At 61.5% G+C, this 18,145-nt stretch carries 19 protein-coding genes; 11 read left to right on the top strand and 8 right to left on the bottom strand.

The window, feature by feature from the left end; translation table 11 throughout:
• Window position 1: 1 nt before the first annotated feature.
• The 5 genes from HCI85_RS16485 to HCI85_RS16465 all read right to left on the bottom strand — a co-directional run bounded on the left by HCI85_RS16485 (window position 2) and on the right by HCI85_RS16465 (window position 4,491).
• On the bottom strand, window positions 2–1,864 hold the full coding sequence (locus tag HCI85_RS16485) for a sensor domain-containing diguanylate cyclase (RefSeq protein ID WP_167146124.1): 1,863 nt from the start codon (window positions 1,862–1,864) through the stop codon (window positions 2–4).
• Window positions 1,865–1,879: 15 nt separating this feature from the next.
• Complete coding sequence (locus HCI85_RS16480; protein ID WP_167146122.1) at window positions 1,880–2,743, bottom strand: endonuclease/exonuclease/phosphatase family protein; 864 nt, start codon at window positions 2,741–2,743, stop codon at window positions 1,880–1,882.
• 23 nt (window positions 2,744–2,766) lie between these two features.
• Window positions 2,767–3,396: a thiol:disulfide interchange protein DsbA/DsbL gene (locus tag HCI85_RS16475; protein WP_090254429.1), complete on the bottom strand. Its 630-nt coding sequence runs from the start codon at window positions 3,394–3,396 to the stop codon at window positions 2,767–2,769.
• 153 nt (window positions 3,397–3,549) lie between these two features.
• Entirely contained in the window at window positions 3,550–4,155 is a 606-nt protein-coding gene (locus HCI85_RS16470) for a c-type cytochrome (RefSeq protein ID WP_167146120.1), read from the bottom strand.
• 45 nt (window positions 4,156–4,200) lie between these two features.
• Window positions 4,201–4,491: a c-type cytochrome gene (locus HCI85_RS16465; RefSeq protein ID WP_090254425.1), complete on the bottom strand. Its 291-nt coding sequence runs from the start codon at window positions 4,489–4,491 to the stop codon at window positions 4,201–4,203.
• A 246-nt stretch (window positions 4,492–4,737) separates the two neighbouring features.
• Between HCI85_RS16465 and yihA the strand changes: the two genes are divergently transcribed.
• Window positions 4,738–5,391, top strand: a complete 654-nt coding sequence (yihA, locus tag HCI85_RS16460) for a ribosome biogenesis GTP-binding protein YihA/YsxC (protein WP_160086518.1) — start codon at window positions 4,738–4,740, stop codon at window positions 5,389–5,391.
• 306 nt (window positions 5,392–5,697) lie between these two features.
• Here yihA and polA read toward each other — a convergent pair whose 3' ends face one another.
• Window positions 5,698–8,553 (bottom strand): DNA polymerase I, encoded by a 2,856-nt coding sequence (polA, locus tag HCI85_RS16455; RefSeq protein ID WP_167146118.1) that lies wholly within the window; start codon window positions 8,551–8,553, stop codon window positions 5,698–5,700.
• 74 nt (window positions 8,554–8,627) lie between these two features.
• Between polA and HCI85_RS16450 the strand changes: the two genes are divergently transcribed.
• Both HCI85_RS16450 and HCI85_RS16445 read left to right on the top strand, forming a co-directional pair.
• The gene (locus HCI85_RS16450; RefSeq protein WP_090254419.1) at window positions 8,628–8,912 is read left to right on the top strand and encodes a DUF2782 domain-containing protein; all 285 of its coding nucleotides are present in this window, start codon (window positions 8,628–8,630) and stop codon (window positions 8,910–8,912) included.
• Between the two features lie 15 nt (window positions 8,913–8,927).
• Window positions 8,928–9,878 (top strand): homoserine kinase, encoded by a 951-nt coding sequence (locus HCI85_RS16445; RefSeq protein ID WP_167146116.1) that lies wholly within the window; start codon window positions 8,928–8,930, stop codon window positions 9,876–9,878.
• Between the two features lie 14 nt (window positions 9,879–9,892).
• On the opposite strand, the gene znuA is transcribed toward HCI85_RS16445, so the two are convergent.
• A complete protein-coding gene (gene znuA / locus HCI85_RS16440; protein WP_167146114.1) occupies window positions 9,893–10,897 on the bottom strand; it encodes a zinc ABC transporter substrate-binding protein ZnuA in 1,005 nt (334 codons plus the stop codon).
• A 66-nt stretch (window positions 10,898–10,963) separates the two neighbouring features.
• Between znuA and HCI85_RS16435 the strand changes: the two genes are divergently transcribed.
• From HCI85_RS16435 to HCI85_RS16405, 7 genes are all read left to right on the top strand, one after another.
• Window positions 10,964–11,449, top strand: a complete 486-nt coding sequence (locus HCI85_RS16435) for a Fur family transcriptional regulator (RefSeq protein ID WP_167146111.1) — start codon at window positions 10,964–10,966, stop codon at window positions 11,447–11,449.
• Complete coding sequence (gene znuC / locus HCI85_RS16430) at window positions 11,446–12,252, top strand: zinc ABC transporter ATP-binding protein ZnuC (protein WP_167146109.1); 807 nt, start codon at window positions 11,446–11,448, stop codon at window positions 12,250–12,252. The genes HCI85_RS16435 and znuC overlap by 4 nt, the downstream gene beginning before the upstream one ends.
• A complete protein-coding gene (gene znuB, locus HCI85_RS16425; RefSeq protein WP_167146107.1) occupies window positions 12,245–13,033 on the top strand; it encodes a zinc ABC transporter permease subunit ZnuB in 789 nt (262 codons plus the stop codon). Before znuC ends, znuB begins: the two co-directional genes overlap by 8 nt.
• Window positions 13,034–13,101: 68 nt before the next feature.
• Window positions 13,102–13,953: a PA5502 family lipoprotein gene (locus HCI85_RS16420; protein ID WP_167146105.1), complete on the top strand. Its 852-nt coding sequence runs from the start codon at window positions 13,102–13,104 to the stop codon at window positions 13,951–13,953.
• A gap of 201 nt (window positions 13,954–14,154) precedes the next feature.
• Window positions 14,155–15,162, top strand: coding sequence for a methionine ABC transporter ATP-binding protein (locus tag HCI85_RS16415; RefSeq protein ID WP_167146103.1), 1,008 nt, complete (start codon window positions 14,155–14,157; stop codon window positions 15,160–15,162).
• Window positions 15,162–15,839: a methionine ABC transporter permease gene (locus HCI85_RS16410; protein ID WP_090254404.1), complete on the top strand. Its 678-nt coding sequence runs from the start codon at window positions 15,162–15,164 to the stop codon at window positions 15,837–15,839. Before HCI85_RS16415 ends, HCI85_RS16410 begins: the two co-directional genes overlap by 1 nt.
• 79 nt (window positions 15,840–15,918) lie before the next feature.
• Entirely contained in the window at window positions 15,919–16,689 is a 771-nt protein-coding gene (locus HCI85_RS16405; protein WP_090254402.1) for a MetQ/NlpA family ABC transporter substrate-binding protein, read from the top strand.
• On the opposite strand, the gene HCI85_RS16400 is transcribed toward HCI85_RS16405, so the two are convergent.
• Window positions 16,686–17,606 carry a LysR substrate-binding domain-containing protein gene (locus HCI85_RS16400; protein ID WP_167146101.1) on the bottom strand — a complete coding sequence of 307 codons (921 nt, stop codon included), beginning with the start codon at window positions 17,604–17,606 and terminating at the stop codon, window positions 16,686–16,688. The two genes, HCI85_RS16405 and HCI85_RS16400, sit on opposite strands and share 4 nt — an antisense overlap.
• Before the next feature lie 110 nt (window positions 17,607–17,716).
• Here HCI85_RS16400 and HCI85_RS16395 point away from each other — a divergent pair, with 110 nt between their 5' ends.
• The gene (locus HCI85_RS16395; protein ID WP_167146099.1) at window positions 17,717–18,142 is read left to right on the top strand and encodes a VOC family protein; all 426 of its coding nucleotides are present in this window, start codon (window positions 17,717–17,719) and stop codon (window positions 18,140–18,142) included.
• Window positions 18,143–18,145: the final 3 nt, after the last annotated feature.

The raw sequence follows: 18,145 nt of genomic DNA, 5'->3' as shown, positions 1-18,145 counted from the left end.
CTCAGTTCAGTTCAACCCGATTGCGCCCGCCGCTCTTGGCGCGATACAGCGCCTGATCGGCCCGCTCGAAGACCTTGTCGCTGTCCTCTCCACTGGCAAAGGCCGTCAGACCGGCCGACAGGGTGATGGTCACGCGCTCTCCCCGAAAGTGAAAGGGGCACTGCTCCACGCCATCCAGCAGGGTTTGTAGCAGCTGGTGACCGCCCTCTAACGGGGTGGAAGGAATCAGCAGAACAAACTCCTCACCGCCAAAACGGGCAATAAAGTCTGTCTTGCGCAAACGTTTGGCCAACTCACCGGCGATGATCTTCAATACTTTGTCGCCCGCCAGATGACCGTAGCCATCGTTGATCCGCTTGAAGTGGTCAATATCCAGTACCGCCAGTAGCAACTCGCCGCCATAGCGTTTCCAGCGCGCCATCTCCAGCTCAAGGCGCTCACTCCAGCCGGCACGGTTGGGCAGGCCGGTGAGCGGGTCGATCAGGGCTTTCTGCCGCTGCTCTTCGAGGTGATCGCGGAAGCTCTGCGCTTCCTGCTCCATATCGGCAACCTTCTGGGTCAGGCTTTGCAACCGCTGCGCCACGGCCTCTTCATGGCCATCACGTTGCTTCTGGTGCTCGCTGACCGTGCTGAGTAAGCCATCCAGACGGGCTTCCAGAGATTGCTTGAGCGTCGGTAGATCAACCGCATCCTGCACACTAGCCTGCAAACCGCTGACCTGATCGCGCAGCTCCTGATTGAACGTGCGCGCACTCTCCGCCGACTCGCTGTAGCCCTCGTGAGCCTCGCTGAGGGTGCTGAGAAACGATGCCAGACGCTCATTGAGCTGCTTGAGGTAGCTGGCAAACTCACGCTGACCGCTGTCAGTAACGGCCAAGACCAGCACAGCCAGATCGTCCAGCACCGACACCAGCTCATACCAGTTCAAACCACCCTGCACGCGCTGACGCAACACCTCACCCTGCGGCCGATGACGCTCCGGCAAGTCCAACTCATCGAGCAAGCCCATCAGGCTATCGCCAATATGCGGCGCTACAGCGCTGTAACCCGGCTCGGGAATTTCTGGCAGCGCATACGCCGGGTCCCCAGAGGCCTGGGCAGGCATAGCTGACATGGGCGTCACGGCGGCGATGGACGTTACGGCAGCAAGTGATGGCGTAGGGGCGGGATTTGGCGTGACCGGCGCCACAACCGCAGCCGCTTCACTGCTCGCCTTCAGCATTGGTTCAACCGCCTGCGCAAGAGGCTCAGGCTGTGCGACAGCGTTTGGAGCAGGGGCAACGGGCGGCGCATCATCAGCGGTTGCCGGCTCGCTATCGGCGGAGCTAACGGGTGCAGCGTCCTTGCCCCCAAACAAGCGCTGGAGGAACCCCGGACGGGCCTGGGTAGCCTCGTCATCAAGCGCGGCCAAGGCTTGCTGCTGCAGGCTGCTCAACTCACTCAGCAGTGCCGGCAGCTCACGCGGTTGGCTGGCACGCTCTTCAATGCGCTTGGCAAACTGCTTGAGCGCTTTGCGCACTTCGCGCGGAGGCTCCAGGGCAAGCAATTGATCGGTCAGGCTGGTGACGCCGGAGATGTTCTGTTCGACGCGATCTTGGCGGCGCTTTTCCGAATCCAGCACGGCTTTTTCCAGCCGAGGAATCAGCCCCGACAGACCGGCGTCAATATCATCGCGACGCAGAATGTCGCGCAGCTCCTGCATGCACTGGTCAACCGACTTGTCACTGCCTTCGGCGGCCAGCGAACTGCGCACCAGTCCACGTCGTAGCAGGTCGAGCCGAGCATCCCAGCGGCGCTCTAGCTTTTCTTGTTGTTCCAGGCTTTCCAGGTACTTGCTTTTCCAGCGCTGGGCATCGTCAGTCATGGTTGCAGTCCACGTTTAAGGCTCACTCAGCATAGGCGTTGCCGGCCCATAGAGTGAAGTGGGCAAACGAATTTGCACGGCCACGGGCAAGTGATCGGAAATAGGCTGCGACAGCACTTCACAACGTTCCAGGGGTAACTCCGGGCTGAGCAGAATGTGGTCCAGGCAGCGCTGCGGCCGCCAGCTTGGAAAGGTCGCCTCGATCTGCGGAGCAACCAGACCAAGGTCGCGCAGCGGCGAATGCAGCAGCAAATCATTGGCATGGGTGTTCATATCGCCCATCAGCACCATATGCCGATAGTCACTGAGCAGTTCGCGGATATAAGCCAGCTGACGGGTACGAGTACGCGCGCCAAGGGACAGGTGCATCATCACCACAACAATCGCGTCCGGTCCTTCACCAATGCGCAGCAACATCGCGCCGCGGCCGGGCGGGCCGGGCAGCGGGTGGTCTTCCAGCAAACTAGGACGCAAACGACTGAGCACACCGTTGCTATGCTGCGCGAAACGGCCAAGGTTACGGTTGAGTTGCTGGTACCAATAAGGGAAGGCGCCGAGATGCGCGAGATGCTCGACCTGATTGACGTAGCCCGAGCGCAGGCTGCCGCCATCGACCTCCTGAAGTGCGACCAAGTCGAAATCACCAAGCAGATCGCCAATCCGTTGCAGATTGCCGCTGCGCCCGGCATGCGGCAACAGATGCTGCCAGCTGCGTGTCAGGTAGTGGTGATAACGCTGGGTGCTGATGCCGACCTGAATGTTGAAACTGAGCAAGCGCAGGCTGCCATTTTGCGGCCAGTCGTCGGCTGGCGCGCAACGTGGATTGACCTGTGGATCGCACAGGTCAATCGCCCGTCTGGCCGGCCAGCGCCTGAGCATTACGCGTTATCCGCGCACGCCGATTACTGCGCGGCGCGTTCTTTGGCGATCAGATGATCCGCCACTTGCAGGGTTTGCTGCGGGCCGCCCGAACTGCTGATGTCAAAACGGTATTTGCCGTTGACGATCATCACCGGCACACCAGTGATCTGGTAAGCCATAGCGAGTTTCTTGGCCTTTTCCAGCTGGCTCTTCACGCCAAACGAATTGTAGGTTTTGAGGAAGGCGTCCTTGTCGATGCCTTCGGCAGCCAGGAAGTCGGCCATTTCTTCCGGGGTGGCGAGCTTCTTGCCCTGTACGTGGATGGCGTCAAACACTGCGGCATGCACCTTGTGCTCGGCTTTCATCGCTTCCAAGGTGATAAACATCTGACCGTGTACGTTCCACATGCCACCGAACATGGCCGGAATGCGGACGAAGTTGACGTCATCCGGCAGGGTGTCGATCCATGGGTTGATGGTTTCTTCGAATTTGTAGCAATGGCCACAGCCGTACCAGAACAGCTCAACCACTTCGATCTTGCCAGGCTTGGCAACCGGTACTGGATTGCTTAGCTCAACATACTGCTTGCCCGCTTCAATTGGCTCGGCATGAGCGCTCAAGCCAAACAGGCTGGCGGTGACGAGAGTGGCACTGAGGATCAGGTTACGCATGCGTTACTCCTTGGCTATAAACGGCGCGTGATGGCGAACCGGAGTTCGACCTGCGAAGCAAACTGGGGTTCCGTGCATTGTAGCGATGCCCACAATGAAATAGGGTGGCCTGGGCCACCCTATTTCATTACGACATGTCGCGGTGTTAGCGAATCAATGCAGACCTTGGATAAAGCTGGAAACCGCTTCAATATCCTTGTTGCTCAGCTTGGCCGCGATGGAGCGCATGATCATGGTGTCACCATCGTTGGTGCGGTTGCCTTCGCGGAAATCCGTCAGCTGCTTGGCGATATAGGTTGCATGCTGACCACCCAGTTGCGGGTAACCGGCGGCATCCAGGCCAGCACCGTTCGGCGAATGGCAGCCGGTGCAGGCCGGCATGCCTTCATCCAATTTGCCGCCCCGGAACAGCTCGCCGCCCCGCACGACCAATTTCGGGTCAGCGGCGCCCACGCTCATTTGCTGGCTAGCAAAGTAAGCCGAGATGTCCTGCAGGTCCTGATCACTCAGGTTATCCAGCAAACCGGTCATTTCCACAATTGGACGGGCACCCGATTTGATGTCCTTCAGCTGCTTGAGCAAGTAGCGCTCGCCTTGCCCAGCCAGTTTCGGGAAGTTCGGCGCAGCACTGTTGCCATCGGCACCATGGCACGCACCACACACAACCACCTTACCCTGGCCAGCTTCAGCATTGCCTGCAGCATGTGCGAAGCCAGTGAGGCCCAGGGTCAACAGCAGACTCACGAGTACTTTGTTCATCAGCTAATCCAATTTGCGACTAAGAAAAAGAGTTTGTGCCCAGGCCTACTCGGACATCAGTTTGATGACCGCTTGGTAATCCTCGGCCGAGCAATCCATGCACAGGCCGCGAGGCGGCATGGCATTTAGACCATTGGTGACGCTCAGTACCAGCGCATCCATGCCCTTGGCCAGACGCGGCTCCCAGGCAGCTTTATCACCACGCTTGGGCGCAGTTGGGATGGCGCCGCTATGGCACACACCGCACGCACGGGCGTAGACAGCTTCCGGGTCCTGTGCAGCTTGAGCACTCAACGACAGCATCAACGCACTGGCTGCAATCAGCAATTTTTTCATCAGATCAACCTCATCAGGGAGGGGAACGTACTGCTTTCTATGGGCAGATGATCTAAATCGTTCCCGTGAACACTTATCCAAAAGCGGGAGAAAGCGCACACAAAATCTGCGCCATTATATACTGGCGTCATTGAAACGGAAACGACGCAGCTTGCCCGCTATGCGGCAACAGGCAGGCTGCGCGCAAATGTCGCAAGGGCATCGCGCCTGTAACGCCACTCTATGCCCGCCCTCACGGATACCCAGATGCAAGCCAAGAACCCCATTATCGGTCTGTGCCAACAGGCTACTTTCCTTATCAGCGCGGCCAAAGTTGACCAGTGCCCTGAAGATTTCGGCCATGAAGTGGCCTTCGCCGGGCGCTCCAACGCCGGTAAATCCAGCGCGCTGAACACCCTTACTCACGCCAGCCTGGCACGTACCTCGAAGACGCCGGGGCGAACCCAGCTGCTCAACTTCTTCAAACTTGACGAAGAGCGCCGCCTGGTCGACTTGCCGGGTTACGGGTATGCCAAGGTGCCGATCCCGTTGAAACTGCACTGGCAGAAACACTTGGAAGCCTACCTGGGCAGCCGCGAATGCTTGCGCGGGTTGATGCTAATGATGGACATCCGCAAACCGCTGACAGAGTTCGATATCCTCATGCTGGATTGGTCGGTTGCCAGCGAAATGCCCATGCACATCCTGCTGACCAAGGCCGATAAGCTGGCTTTTGGTGCAGCTAAGAACACCTTGCTCAAGGTTCGCCAGGATATTCAAAAGGGCTGGGGTGATCGCGTCAGCATCCAATTGTTCTCGGCGCCCAAGCGCATTGGCATAGAAGACGCTCAGGAAGTACTGGCGCAATGGATGCAACTGGGCGAGTTCGCCCTGCCGGATGACGAAGAAACCGAAGCCTGATCCAGACGGCCGAAGGGTAGCCACCCCGGATAGCAGGCAAAAAAAACCCCGAAACTTCTTATGGGGGAGGGAAGTTTCGGGGTTCAACATCCGAACCGCTAGGGCGGGGTCCAGAATCTGCCAACACTTAACACAACAAAGGAGCATCGAATGGTTGTCTAGGCCATTCATAAACTCTGAGTGGTTAAGCCGAGGCAAAGTTCAGGATCGCGGCGTAATTAATTAGTTATAAGCGCGCCCGTATTGATACTCATACGCCTTTAGCGCCCGCCATGCGGGCGCTGCAGCCAAATTGCGTCGCGCGAATCAATGGGCTTCATCCCAGTTATCGCCCACACCCACTTCCACCAGCAACGGTACATCCAGCGCGGCGGCATTGCCCATCAGCGGCTTGATCTGCTCGCGTACATGCTCGACCAGATCCTCGCGCACCTCCAGCACCAGTTCGTCGTGCACCTGCAGGATGACTTTGGCATCCAGGCCGGATTCGCTCAGCCAGTTGTCCACGGTGACCATCGCACGCTTGATGATGTCCGCCGCAGTGCCCTGCATCGGCGCGTTGATCGCGGTGCGCTCGGCGCCTTTACGCAGCGCCTGGTTCTTCGCGTGGATATCCGGCAGGTACAGGCGACGGCCGAACAGGGTTTCGACAAAACCCTGCTCGGAAGCCTGCTCGCGGGTACGCTCCATATAGGCCAGCACGCCGGGATAACGGGCGAAGTAGACGTCGATATAGGCCTGCGCCTGTTTGCGGTCGCAGCCGATCTGCTTAGCCAGGCCGAACGCGCTCATACCGTAGATCAGACCGAAGTTGATCGCCTTGGCGCTGCGGCGCTGATCACTGGTGACCTCCTCCAACGGCACGCCGAACACTTCGGCGGCGGTGGCCTTGTGCACGTCACGACCGTGGCGGAAGGCATCCAGCAGGCTTTCGTCCTTGGCCAGGTGGGCCATGATGCGTAGCTCGATCTGCGAATAGTCCGCCGCCAGCAGCTTGTAGCCCTTCGGCGCGACAAAGGCCTGGCGAATACGCCGACCTTCAGCAGTGCGGATCGGGATGTTCTGCAGGTTTGGGTCGGTGGACGACAAGCGTCCGGTCGCCGCCACCGCCTGGTGATAGCTGGTGTGGATGCGCCCGGTGCGCGGGTTGATCTGCTCCGGCAAACGGTCGGTGTAAGTGCTTTTCAGCTTGCTTAAGGAACGGTACTGCATCAGCACCTTGGGCAATTCGAAATCCTGCTCGGCCAGTTCGGCGAGCACCGCTTCAGCGGTGGAGGCCTGACCCTTGGCGGTTTTGCTAAGCACCGGCAAACCCAGTTTCTCGTAGAGAATTACGCCCAGCTGCTTGGGTGACGCAAGGTTGAATTCCTCACCAGCAATTTCGAAGGCCTGACGCTCCAGAGCCACCAGCTTTTCGCCCAATTCGTTGCTTTGCAGGCCCAGCAGGTTGGCATCCACCAGCGCCCCCTGGCGTTCGATACGCGCCAGCACCGGCACCAGTGGCATTTCGATTTCCTGCAGCACCTTGGCCAAGCTCGGCTCGGCCGACAGTTTGCTCCACAGGTGCTGGTGCAGACGCAGGGTCACGTCAGCATCTTCGGCGGCATAGGGTGCAGCCTGGGCCAGGTCGATCTGGTCGAAGGTCAGCTGCTTGGCGCCTTTGCCGGCGATGTCCTCGAAGCGGATATTGCTGTGATCCAGGTACTTGAGCGCCAGGCTGTCCATATCGTGACGGGTGGCAGTGGAATCCAGCACATAGGATTCGAGCATGGTGTCGAATGCCACGCCCTGCACCGCGATGGGCGTGCTGGCATTGGCGAGGATATTGATGTCGTACTTGGCGTTCTGGCCGACCTTGGCCTTGTTCGGGTCTTCGAGAATCGGCTTCAGCGCCTTGAGCACCGCATCGCGATCCAGCTGAGTCGGCACGCCCATATAGGAATGCGCGACCGGTATATAGGCTGCTTCGCCGGCCTTGACCGCAAAGGACAGGCCAACCAACTGAGCCTTTTGTGCATCCAGGCCAGTGGTTTCGGTGTCAAAGGCAATCAACTCAGCGTTGCGCAGTTTTTCCAGCCATTCGTCGAACTGCGCCTGCGTCAGAACGCACTGGTAATCGCCCAACGCAGCCGCTGCGGGCAACTCGGCAACCTCAGCCTCGACAGTCGGAGCATCAGCGGCCGAATTGGCCGGCGTAAGGACAGCAGCGGCACTGGCGCTGGGCGCAAGAGCAAACAGGTCATCGGCCGGCGCTGCGACCGGGGCCTGGACCGCCGGGGCCGGATTGCTACGCAGCAGTTCATCACGCCAGGTTTTGAATTCCAGCTCGGCGTACAACTCGACCAGTGCAGGTACATCCATCTCGCCGGGGTGCAGCGAGTCGATGGCGATATTCAGCGGCACATCCAGTTTGATGGTCGCCAGGGCGTAGGACAGGTAGGCCATGTCCTTGTGCTCAGCGAGCTTGGCCGGCAGGGTCTTGGCCCCACGAATCGGCAATTCCGGCACCTTGTCGAGATTGGCGTAGAGCACATCCAGACCGCCGCCGACACCGACCAGCAAGCCCAGCGCGGTCTTCTCGCCCACGCCCGGCACGCCGGGAATGTTGTCGACCTTGTCGCCCATCAGCGCCAGGTAATCGATGATCAGCTCAGGACCGACACCGAATTTCGCTTTCACGCCATCGATGTCATAGACGCTACCAGTCATGGTATTGACCAGCGTAACGTGCGGGCAAACCAGCTGGGCCATGTCCTTGTCGCCGGTGGAGATCACCACGTCGCGACCCTCGGCCGCGCACTGGCGGGCCAGGGTGCCGATTACGTCATCGGCCTCAACGCCTTCGACGCACAGCAGCGGATAACCCATGGCCCTGACGCTGGCGTGCAGCGGCTCGACCTGCACACGCAGCTCATCGGGCATCGACGGGCGATTGGCCTTGTACTCGGCGAACATTTCATCGCGGAAGGTCCCGCCCTTGGCGTCGAACACCACGGCAAACGGGCTTTTCGGGTACTGCTTGCGCAGGCTCTTGAGCATGTTCAGCACGCCCTTCACCGCACCGGTGGGCAAGCCCTTGGAGGTGGTCAGCGGCGGCAGGGCATGGAAGGCACGGTAAAGGTAAGACGAACCGTCAACCAGAACGAGAGGGGCTTGGCTCATGAGCAGGATCAACCTTTTCGGCGGGGGCGGCGGTAGAATGGCCGCACCATTGGAATCAAAGGGACAAGGTTATCATGCGCGCACTCAATCGCCTGTTGCTCGCCAGCCTGCTGGCATTCACCACCCTGGTCGCCCACGCCGAAGATCCGGTTTCGGCCGACCCGGATGTAACCATTCGCCAGGACGGCGACCGCACCATCCATGAATACCGGGTCAACGGTTTTCTCTACGCGGTCAAGGTCATCCCCAAAGGCGGAAAACCGTACTTCCTGGTACGCGCCGATGGCAGCGATGGCAACTTCGTCCGCTCGGACAGCCCGGATATGTTGATTCCGGCCTGGGAAATTTTCAGCTGGTAAGAAGGCAGTTCTGCAATGTCGGTGTTTACCCCGCTTGAGCGCCATGAGCTCGAGGTGTTTCTCGCCCCCTATGGCCTGGGTCGCTTGCGCGACTTCCAGGGCATTGCTGCGGGCAGCGAGAACAGCAATTTCTTCGTCAGCCTGGAGCAGGGCGAATTCGTTCTGACCCTGATCGAGCGCGGCCCAAGCGCCGACTTGCCCTTCTTTATAGAACTGCTGGACGTGCTGCACGACGCCGGCCTGCCGGTACCCTACGCCCTGCGTACGACCAGCGGCGAAGCGCTGCGCAGCCTGGCAGAAAAACCGGCGCTGCTGCAGCCGCGCCTGGCCGGCAAGCATGTGCATGAGGCCAATCCGCATCACTGCCAGGAAGTCGGTGCGCTGCTGGCGCGCATCCACCTGGCCACGCGCAATCAGCCGCTGCCGCGCAAGAGTGATCGGGGGCTGGACTGGATGCTCGCCGAAGGCCCAAGCCTGGCCCTGAAGTTGCCTGATGAACAGGTGCCACTGCTGCGTGATGCACTGGCGGAGATCCACACGCTCAAGCCGCGCATCCTCGCCTTGCCGCAGGCCAATCTGCATGCTGACCTGTTCCGCGACAACGTACTGTTCGACGGCAACCACCTGGCCGGGGTGATCGACTTCTACAACGCCTGTTCGGGGCCGATGCTCTATGACTTGGCGATTGCCATGAACGACTGGTGCTCGCGGGATGACGGCAGCCTCGACAGCAAGCGCGCGCAGGCACTGCTAGGCGCCTACGCCGGCTTGCGACCCTTTACTGCGGCCGAAGCTGAACTGTGGCCGGCCATGCTGCGCATCGCCTGTGTACGCTTCTGGCTGTCACGCCTGATCGCCGCCGAATCCTTCGCCGGCCAGGAAGTGCTGATCCACGACCCGGCAGAATTCCAGCGCCGCCTGGCACAGCGTCAGCAGGTTGAGTTGGCGCTACCGTTCGCCTTCTAAAGTCCGGGCGCTGATTACAGCGCTTCGAGACACCGTGCCAATTCGCCCGCCATGTTTTCCAGCAGGGCTTCGTAGCCGCCAGCACCCACTGGCAAGGCGCCGCCCATAGCGTCCAACTCAGCCAGGGTGACCGGCAGGCCGGCGGTCAGGGTTTGCGCCAGGCGCGGGCGAAACGGCGGCTCGCTGAACACACAACTCGGCCCGGCTTGCTGCAAGCGCTCGCGCATGGCGGTCACGTGTTGGGCACCCGGCTGCACTTCGCCCAGCACACTGAATACGCCGGCATGCTTGAGGCCATAGGCGGCCTCGAAGTAGTCGTAGGCTTCGTGGAAAACGAAGTAGGGCTTGCCCGCCAGACCATTCAGGCGACTTTTCAGGCGCTGATCCAGATCATCCAGACGCTCGCCGAATGCCTTGGCATTGGCCTGGTAACGCGCGGCATTGGCCGGGTCGGCTTGCGCCAGGTCGGTGGCGATCTTGCCGGCAATCACCCGGGCATTGGCCGGCAGCAACCAGAGGTGCGCGTCCAGGCTGCCGGGGCGGTGGGCGTGGTCATGCTGGTCAGCGGCATGCGCGTGATCTGCGTGATCTGCGTGATCTGCGTGATCTGCGTGATCTGCGTGATCTGCGTGATCTGCGTGATCATCCTCATGCTCGGCGTGTTGCGCGTCGCTGTCACCAAAATGACGCAAGGACATACCTGGAACATCCTGCACCGCCACACTCGGCTTATCGCGGCCAGCCAGCACGCGCGGCAGAAAGCTTTCCAGATCCGGGCCGATCCAGTACAGCAGGTCGGCTTCGCGCACGCTGCGCACATCGGAGGGACGCAGCGCATAGTGGTGCGGTGAAGCACCCGGCGGCAGCAGTACATCAGGCTGGCCGACGCCATCCTGCACAGCAGCGGCAATCAGCTGCAGCGGCTTGATGCTGGTCAGCACGCGCACATCGGCGTGAACCGCGAAACTCAGGGGAAAATTGATCAACAGCAGGACAAAAGCCGGAAAAAGACGCAACACGGGGAGCACTCAAGCGGAAAGGAACGGGTAATATAATAACGTCTCTCACCTTATTCGTCGTTGCCCATGACTCAAGCTCCGCTGGCTTCACGCCCACACGACCATTCTCATTGCGTCAGCCATGCCCTGGCCGAGGCGGAAAGCATCTGCGCGCGCCAGGGGCTGCGCCTGACCACCTTGCGTAAACGCGTGCTGGAACTGGTCTGGGCCAGCCACAAACCGCTGGGCGCCTACGACATTCTTGGCGTGTTGAGCGACGAAGACGGCCGCCGCGCCGCGCCGCCGACGGTGTACCGCGCCCTGGATTTCCTGCTGGAAAACGGCCTGGTGCACCGCATTGCCTCGCTCAACGCCTTTGTCGGCTGCAGCCACCCGGAACACGCTCATCAAGGCCAATTCCTGATTTGCCGAAGCTGCAATGCGGCCATCGAGCTGGAACAGGCCACGATCAGCAACGCCATTATCAGCAGCGCGGCCGGTGTCGGCTTTGCCGTGGAAAGCCAGACAGTAGAAGTTGTCGGCCTGTGCGCAGGCTGCCAGGAGCCCGCATGAGCGATGCCCTGATCCGCCTCGCCGGGGTGGGTGTGACCTTCGCCGGGCAGAATGTGCTGCAGGATGTAGAGCTCAGCGTAAAGCCGGGTGAAATCGTCACCCTGATCGGCCCCAACGGCGCCGGTAAAACCACGCTGGTGCGCGCTGTACTCGGCCTGCTCAAGCCGGACAGCGGCAGCGTCTGGCGCAAGCCCAAACTGCGCGTCGGCTATATGCCGCAGAGGCTGCATGTCGATGCCACCCTGCCGCTCTCGGTGCTGCGCTTTCTACGCCTGGTGCCGGGCGTCAGCCGCGCGGATGTGCAGGATGCGTTGGCCGAAGTGGGCGCGGAACAGGTAATCGACAGCCCGCTGCAAAGCATCTCCGGCGGCGAACTGCAGCGCGTGCTGCTGGCCCGCGCCCTGCTGCGCAAGCCGGAACTACTGGTGCTGGATGAACCGGTTCAAGGCGTCGATGTGGCCGGCCAGGCCGAGTTGTACCGCCTGATCACCCAGCTGCGTGACCGTCATGGCTGCGGCGTGCTGATGGTCTCGCATGACCTGCATCTGGTGATGAGCACCACCGATCAGGTGGTCTGCCTCAACCGTCACGTCTGCTGTTCCGGCCATCCGGAACAGGTCAGCTTCGATCCGGCCTTTGTCGAGCTGTTCGGCGAGGACGCCAAGAGCCTGGCCGTCTACACCCACCACCATGACCATGAGCACGATCTGCATGGCGCGGTAGTTACCGAGGCACCTGCGGGCCTGAGCATCAAAGGCCCGGTAAAACCGCATATTCACGGAGATGGCTGCAAGCATGGCTGATTTTCTGCTAAACGCCCTGCTCGCCGGCCTCGCCCTGGCGCTGGTCGCCGGCCCGCTGGGTTCCTTTGTGGTGTGGCGGCGCATGGCTTATTTCGGCGACACCCTGTCGCATGCCGCGTTGCTCGGCGTAGCCCTGGGCCTGATGCTGGATGTCAGCCCGACCCTGGCGGTGACCGTTGGCTGCGTGCTCCTGGCGGTATTGCTGGTGACCCTGCAAAGCCACCAGCCGCTGGCCTCAGACACCCTGCTCGGGATCCTCGCCCACAGCACCTTGTCGCTGGGCCTGGTGGTGCTGAGCTTTATGCAGGATGTGCGCATCGACCTGATGGGCTATCTATTCGGCGACCTGCTGGCGGTCGGCCCCACTGATCTCGCCTGGATCATCGGCGGCAGCGCCCTGGTGCTGGTGCTGCTGGCGCTGCTGTGGCGGCCGTTGCTGGCGATTACCGTGCATGAAGAGCTGGCCAAGGTCGAAGGCCTGCCGGTGGCGGCAATTCGCCTGAGCCTGATGTTGTTGATTGCGGTGGTGATCGCCGTGGCGATGAAGATCGTCGGCGTGCTGCTGATCACCTCCCTGCTGATCATTCCGGCCGCTGCCGCCCAGCGCCATGCGCGCACCCCGGAACAGATGGCGTTCGGCGCCAGCCTACTGGGCATCGTCGCTGTATGCGGTGGGCTGAGCCTGTCCTGGTTTCAGGACACGCCGGCCGGGCCGTCCATCGTGGTCAGCGCCGCAGCATTGTTTCTACTGAGTTTTGCCCTTCCCAGACGCACCGCCTGAAAAATTGGTTGTGTCAGGCGGCGCAGTGTAAACTTGCGCGTTTTTTGCACAATTCGAGACGCGCAGTCATGAAATCGTTCGTTTTCCGTGGTTTTTCCCTGAGCCTGGTTCTGCTGCTGGCCGGCTGCCAGAGCGCGCCGCAACCGGCCAATCTGCCAGTGGATGATCTGGTCAGCGCCTTTCGCCAGCTCGATCAGAGCCTGGCCAGCGGCGACCTGAGCAGCGCCGAGAGCCGGCTTGGCAGCCTGCAGCAACGCGCCGCCGGCGATACCCGCCTGGAGCAATACCAGCGCCAACTCGCCGAAGCCCATCTGCAACAGGGTCAGAAAGCCCTGCAGGCCGGTGATCTGGATAACGCCACCAAAGCCCTGAGCCGCGCTCGCAGCCTGATGCCGCAGGCACCGGCACTGACCACCGGCCTGGATGGCGCCATCGCCAAGGCCCGTGAAGCCGAACTGGCCGCTGCCGAACAACGTCGCCGTGCCGCCGAGCAAGCGGCTGCCCAGGCCGAAGCCGCCCGTCTGGAGCAAGCGCGCCAGTTGCGCCTGGCGGCCGAACGGCAGGCCGCCGCGATTCAGGCCACTCAGCTGCCGAATACCCCGCCAGCCGAAGAGCCCGCACCAGCCAAGCCGCAGGCGAGGCTGATCAACCCCGCTGCCGCCAGCAGCGTGATTGGCATGCCGATGTTGGATAACCAGGACAACGAGCGCCTGCGCAGCCTGCTCGACGGTGTGGCGGCAGATATGGTCGCGTTCAACTGCGCGGTGCGCATCGAAGTGCGCCAGGCCAAAGATTTCCCCTGGGTCGCCTCCCTGCTCAATGCGCGGATCAAGCGCCTGGACCCGAGTTTCAGCCCGCGCATGAGTCAGGTTATCAAGCCCGCTCAAGTGCCGCAGCTGGTGCTTAGCCCGCAGCGCTAACCACGTTGCGCTGCGATCACGACCGGGCTTGCCCGGTCGTTTGCATTGGCGCTGGCTACACTGCCCATAGCAGCCAGCCATCTAATGCAATTTAGCTATAACCATAGGTCTACAAAGATTTTTGCGACCTAAACAGCGCCGGGTAGACTAGCCGCCGTTTCGGCCTACCCGGCAGCCCGAAAAACCCAAAAGGTTTATTCCGTGATCAATTTTCACCAGGTCCACAAGGCGTATCGCGTCAGTGGTCAGGACATCCCCGCGTTGCAACCGAGCGATCTGCAGATTGCCCGGGGCGAAGTGTTCGGCATCATCGGCCATTCCGGCGCTGGCAAAAGCACCCTGCTGCGCCTGATCAACCGTCTGGAGCAGCCTTCCGGCGGGCGTATCGAGATCGACGGCGAAGACGTCACCGCGCTCGATGCCACAGGTCTGCGGCGCTTTCGTCAGCAGGTCGGAATGATCTTCCAGCACTTCAATCTGCTGTCATCGAAGACCGTTGCCGATAACGTCGCTCTGCCGCTGAAACTGGCCGGTGAGCTGCCGCGCAGTGCGATCAATGCCCGCGTGACGGAGTTGCTGGCCCGCGTCGGTCTGCAGGATCACGCCAACAAATACCCGGCGCAGCTCTCCGGTGGACAGAAACAGCGCGTCGGCATTGCCCGCGCTCTGGCCACCGAACCGAAGATTCTGCTCTGCGACGAGGCCACCAGCGCCCTCGACCCGCAGACCACCGCCTCGGTGTTGCAGCTGCTGGCCGAGATCAACCGCGAGCTGAACCTGACCATCGTGCTGATCACCCACGAAATGGATGTGATCCGCCGCGTGTGTGACCGCGTGGCGGTTATGGATGCCGGGGTGATTGTCGAATCCGGCCCGGTGGCCGAAGTGTTTCTGCACCCGCAGCACGCAACCACCAAGCGCTTCGTGCAGGAAGCCGAGCAAATCGACGAGAACGAACAGCGTGACGATTTTGCCCATGTCGCCGGGCGCATCCTGCGCCTGACCTTCCAGGGCGAGGCTACCTACGCACCGCTGCTGGGCACCGTGGCACGTGAGACCGGGGTGGATTACAGCATCCTCGCTGGGCGTATCGACCGCATCAAGGACACCCCCTACGGCCAGCTGACCCTGGCCCTGACCGGCGGTGATCTCGACGCCGCGCTGGCGCGTTTCGAAGCCGCCGACGTTCATCTGGAGGTGCTGCGCTAATGGAAGCCTTACTGACTCGCCTGCTACCCAACGTTGATTGGGCGGAAATCGGCTACGCCAGCCTGGACACCCTGAGCATGCTCGGCGGCTCCATGCTATTTACCGTGCTGCTCGGCTTGCCTCTGGGCGTGCTGCTATTCCTTACCAGCCCGCGGCAGATGTTCGAGCAGAAGGCCTTCTACGGCTTCCTGTCGCTGCTGGTGAATATCCTGCGCTCGGTGCCGTTCGTGATCCTGCTGATCGTGATGATCCCCTTCACGGTAATCGTCACCGGCACCTCGCTGGGCGTCGCCGGGGCCATCCCGCCGCTGGTAGTTGGGGCCACGCCGTTCTTCGCGCGCCTGGTGGAAACCGCGCTGCGTGAAGTCGACCGCGGCATTATCGAAGCGACCCAGGCCATGGGCGCGACCACCCGGCAGATCGTGGTCAACGCGCTGCTGCCCGAGGCGCTGCCCGGCATTATCGCGGCCATCACCGTAACGGCGATCACCTTGGTGTCCTACACCGCCATGAGCGGCCTGATTGGCGGCGGAGGCCTCGGCGACCTGGCCGTGCGTTATGGCTATCAGCGTTATCAGCCGGACGTGATGGCGGTGACGGTGATCCTGCTGCTGGTGCTGGTACAGATTCTACAAACCGTCGGCGACAAGCTGGTGGTGCACTTTTCCAGAAAATAAGGTGCCCCACGGGGCACACAAAATAGCGGAATACCGGTTACCTGCCGGACTCCGCACACATCCCACAAGGAGCTTTACGATGAAAAAACTGATCGCTGCATTCGCTGCCCTGGCAGCCTTCTCCGCCCAGGCCGAAAGCCTGAGCGTCGCGGCCACTGCCGTACCGCACGCGGAAATCCTCGAGTTCGTTAAGCCGGCGCTGGCCAAAGAAGGCGTTGAGCTGAACATCAAGGTCTTCACCGACTACGTGCAGCCGAACGTGCAGGTCGCCGAGCAGCGCCTGGATGCCAACTTCTTCCAGCACCAGCCGTACCTGGATGAATTCAACAAGAGCCGTGGCACCGAGCTGGTCAGCGTCGCCGGCGTGCACGTCGAGCCCTTCGGCGCCTACTCCAGCCAGCACAAAACCCTCGCCGACCTGCCGCAAGGCGCCAACGTAGTGATCCCGAACGACGCCACCAATGGCGGCCGTGCCCTGTTGCTGCTGCAAAAGGCCGGGCTTATCACCCTGAAGCCGGAAGCCGGCATCCTCGCCACGCCAAAAGACATCGTCGAGAACCCGAAAACCATCAAGGTGCGTGAGCTGGAAGCGGCTACTCTGCCGCGCGTGCTGACCCAGGTCGACCTGGCGCTGATCAACACCAACTACGCCCTGGAAGCCAAGCTCAACCCAACCAAGGATGCGCTGATCATCGAAGGTAACGACTCGCCGTACGTCAACATCCTGGTTGCGCGTGCCGACAACAAGGACAACGCCGCCCTGCAGAAACTGGCCAAGGCGCTGAACAGCGCCGAAGTGAAAGCCTTTATCGCTGAGAAGTATCAGGGCGCTGTAGTTCCGGCGTTCTAAGACGCCGCGTTAGCTGCACCCTCTGCCAAACCCCGCCCCGTGCGGGGTTTGTCGTTTAAGGCGGCCTCGCGCAAACAGTCCAGCAGGCAGTCCAGAGCGGGCTGACGCTGAGCGCGGCGCAATATCGCCACCAGTTCGCGGTGGAAGGTCAGCTCGCCCAGCTCAATCACCCGTAACTGTGTTGGCCGCTGCAGCCACAGACCCGCGCGCGGAATCAGTGACACACCAAGCCCGCACTCGACCATCCGTACGATGGCCTCCAGCTCATCCAGTTCTAGCGCTTCCTGCACCACCAGACGCTGCTCGCGGAGGAACTGGTTGACCCGTCGCCCGCCAAACGAGCGTCGGTCGTAACGCACGAACGGCTGCTCGGCGAGGATCTGCAACGGATCATCCGCCGTTACGCCGAGCGGAGTGATCAGCACAAACGGCTCGCGCGCCAAGCTGATCTGCAGCAGCTCCTTGGGCAGCTCAAACGGCGGCTTGATCAGCAGCGCCAGGTCCAGTTCGCCGGCATCGATCTGGCTCAGCAGGTTCAACGACACCCCCGGCACCAGCTTCAGCTCGACGCGTGGCGCGGCTGCACGAAATCGCGGCAAGGCTTCGGGCAGCAGCCCCGTCTGCAGCGTGGCAATCGCCCCAACCTTGAGCTCGCCCTGCCACTCGGCCGCGCTGGTCGGCAGGGCCATCTGCGCATAGAGCCCAAGCATCTGCTCCGCCAGCGGCAAGGCATGCCGACCGGCCGCATTGAGCACCGCCGAGCGTCCACTGCGCTCGAACAGGCGGACGCCCAGCCCCTGCTCCAGCACACGCATCTGCGCGCTCACCGCCGACTGAGTCAGGCCAACCTGCTGACCCGCCGCCGCGAAGGTGCCATGCCGCGCCACCGCCACAAAGGTTTTCAATTCGCGCAGCATCGACGCCTCGACTGATCAATTTCGTTTGTGCTTGCGAGCAAGGATATTCGCTTTTAATCAGAATCGCTGTTGCTGAGAATCAGCAGACCGCCCTTTCAAGGAACTCCAGCATGGCGCTCGCACCCTTTCACCTGGCAATTCCCGTTTACGACCTGGCCGCTGCACGGCACTTCTACGGCAAGGTGTTCGGCTGTGCCGAGGGCCGTAGTAGCGACCACTGGGTGGATTTCGACTTCTTCGGCCACCAGCTGGTGATCCACCAGGCGCCGAAGATGGCCTATCAGGAGGCCGCGCACAGCAACCCGGTGGACGGCCACGACGTGCCGGTGCCGCATTTCGGTGTGGTGCTGGGCTGGGATGATTGGCAGATACTGGCGGCGCGGCTACAGGCCAAGGGCACGCCATTTGTGATCGAACCCTATGTGCGCTTCGCCGGCCAGGTTGGCGAGCAGGCCACGTTGTTCCTGCTCGACCCGTGCGGTAACGCCCTTGAGTTCAAGGCGTTCAAGGACATCAGCCAGCTATTTGCCAAATAGGGG

This window comes from Pseudomonas sp. OTU750018 (assembly GCF_011636575.1).
Classification (GTDB): domain Bacteria; phylum Pseudomonadota; class Gammaproteobacteria; order Pseudomonadales; family Pseudomonadaceae; genus Aquipseudomonas; species Aquipseudomonas peli.
Note: the sequence above shows the minus strand (reverse complement) of the source record. Positions and strands in the feature narration are given on the sequence as shown.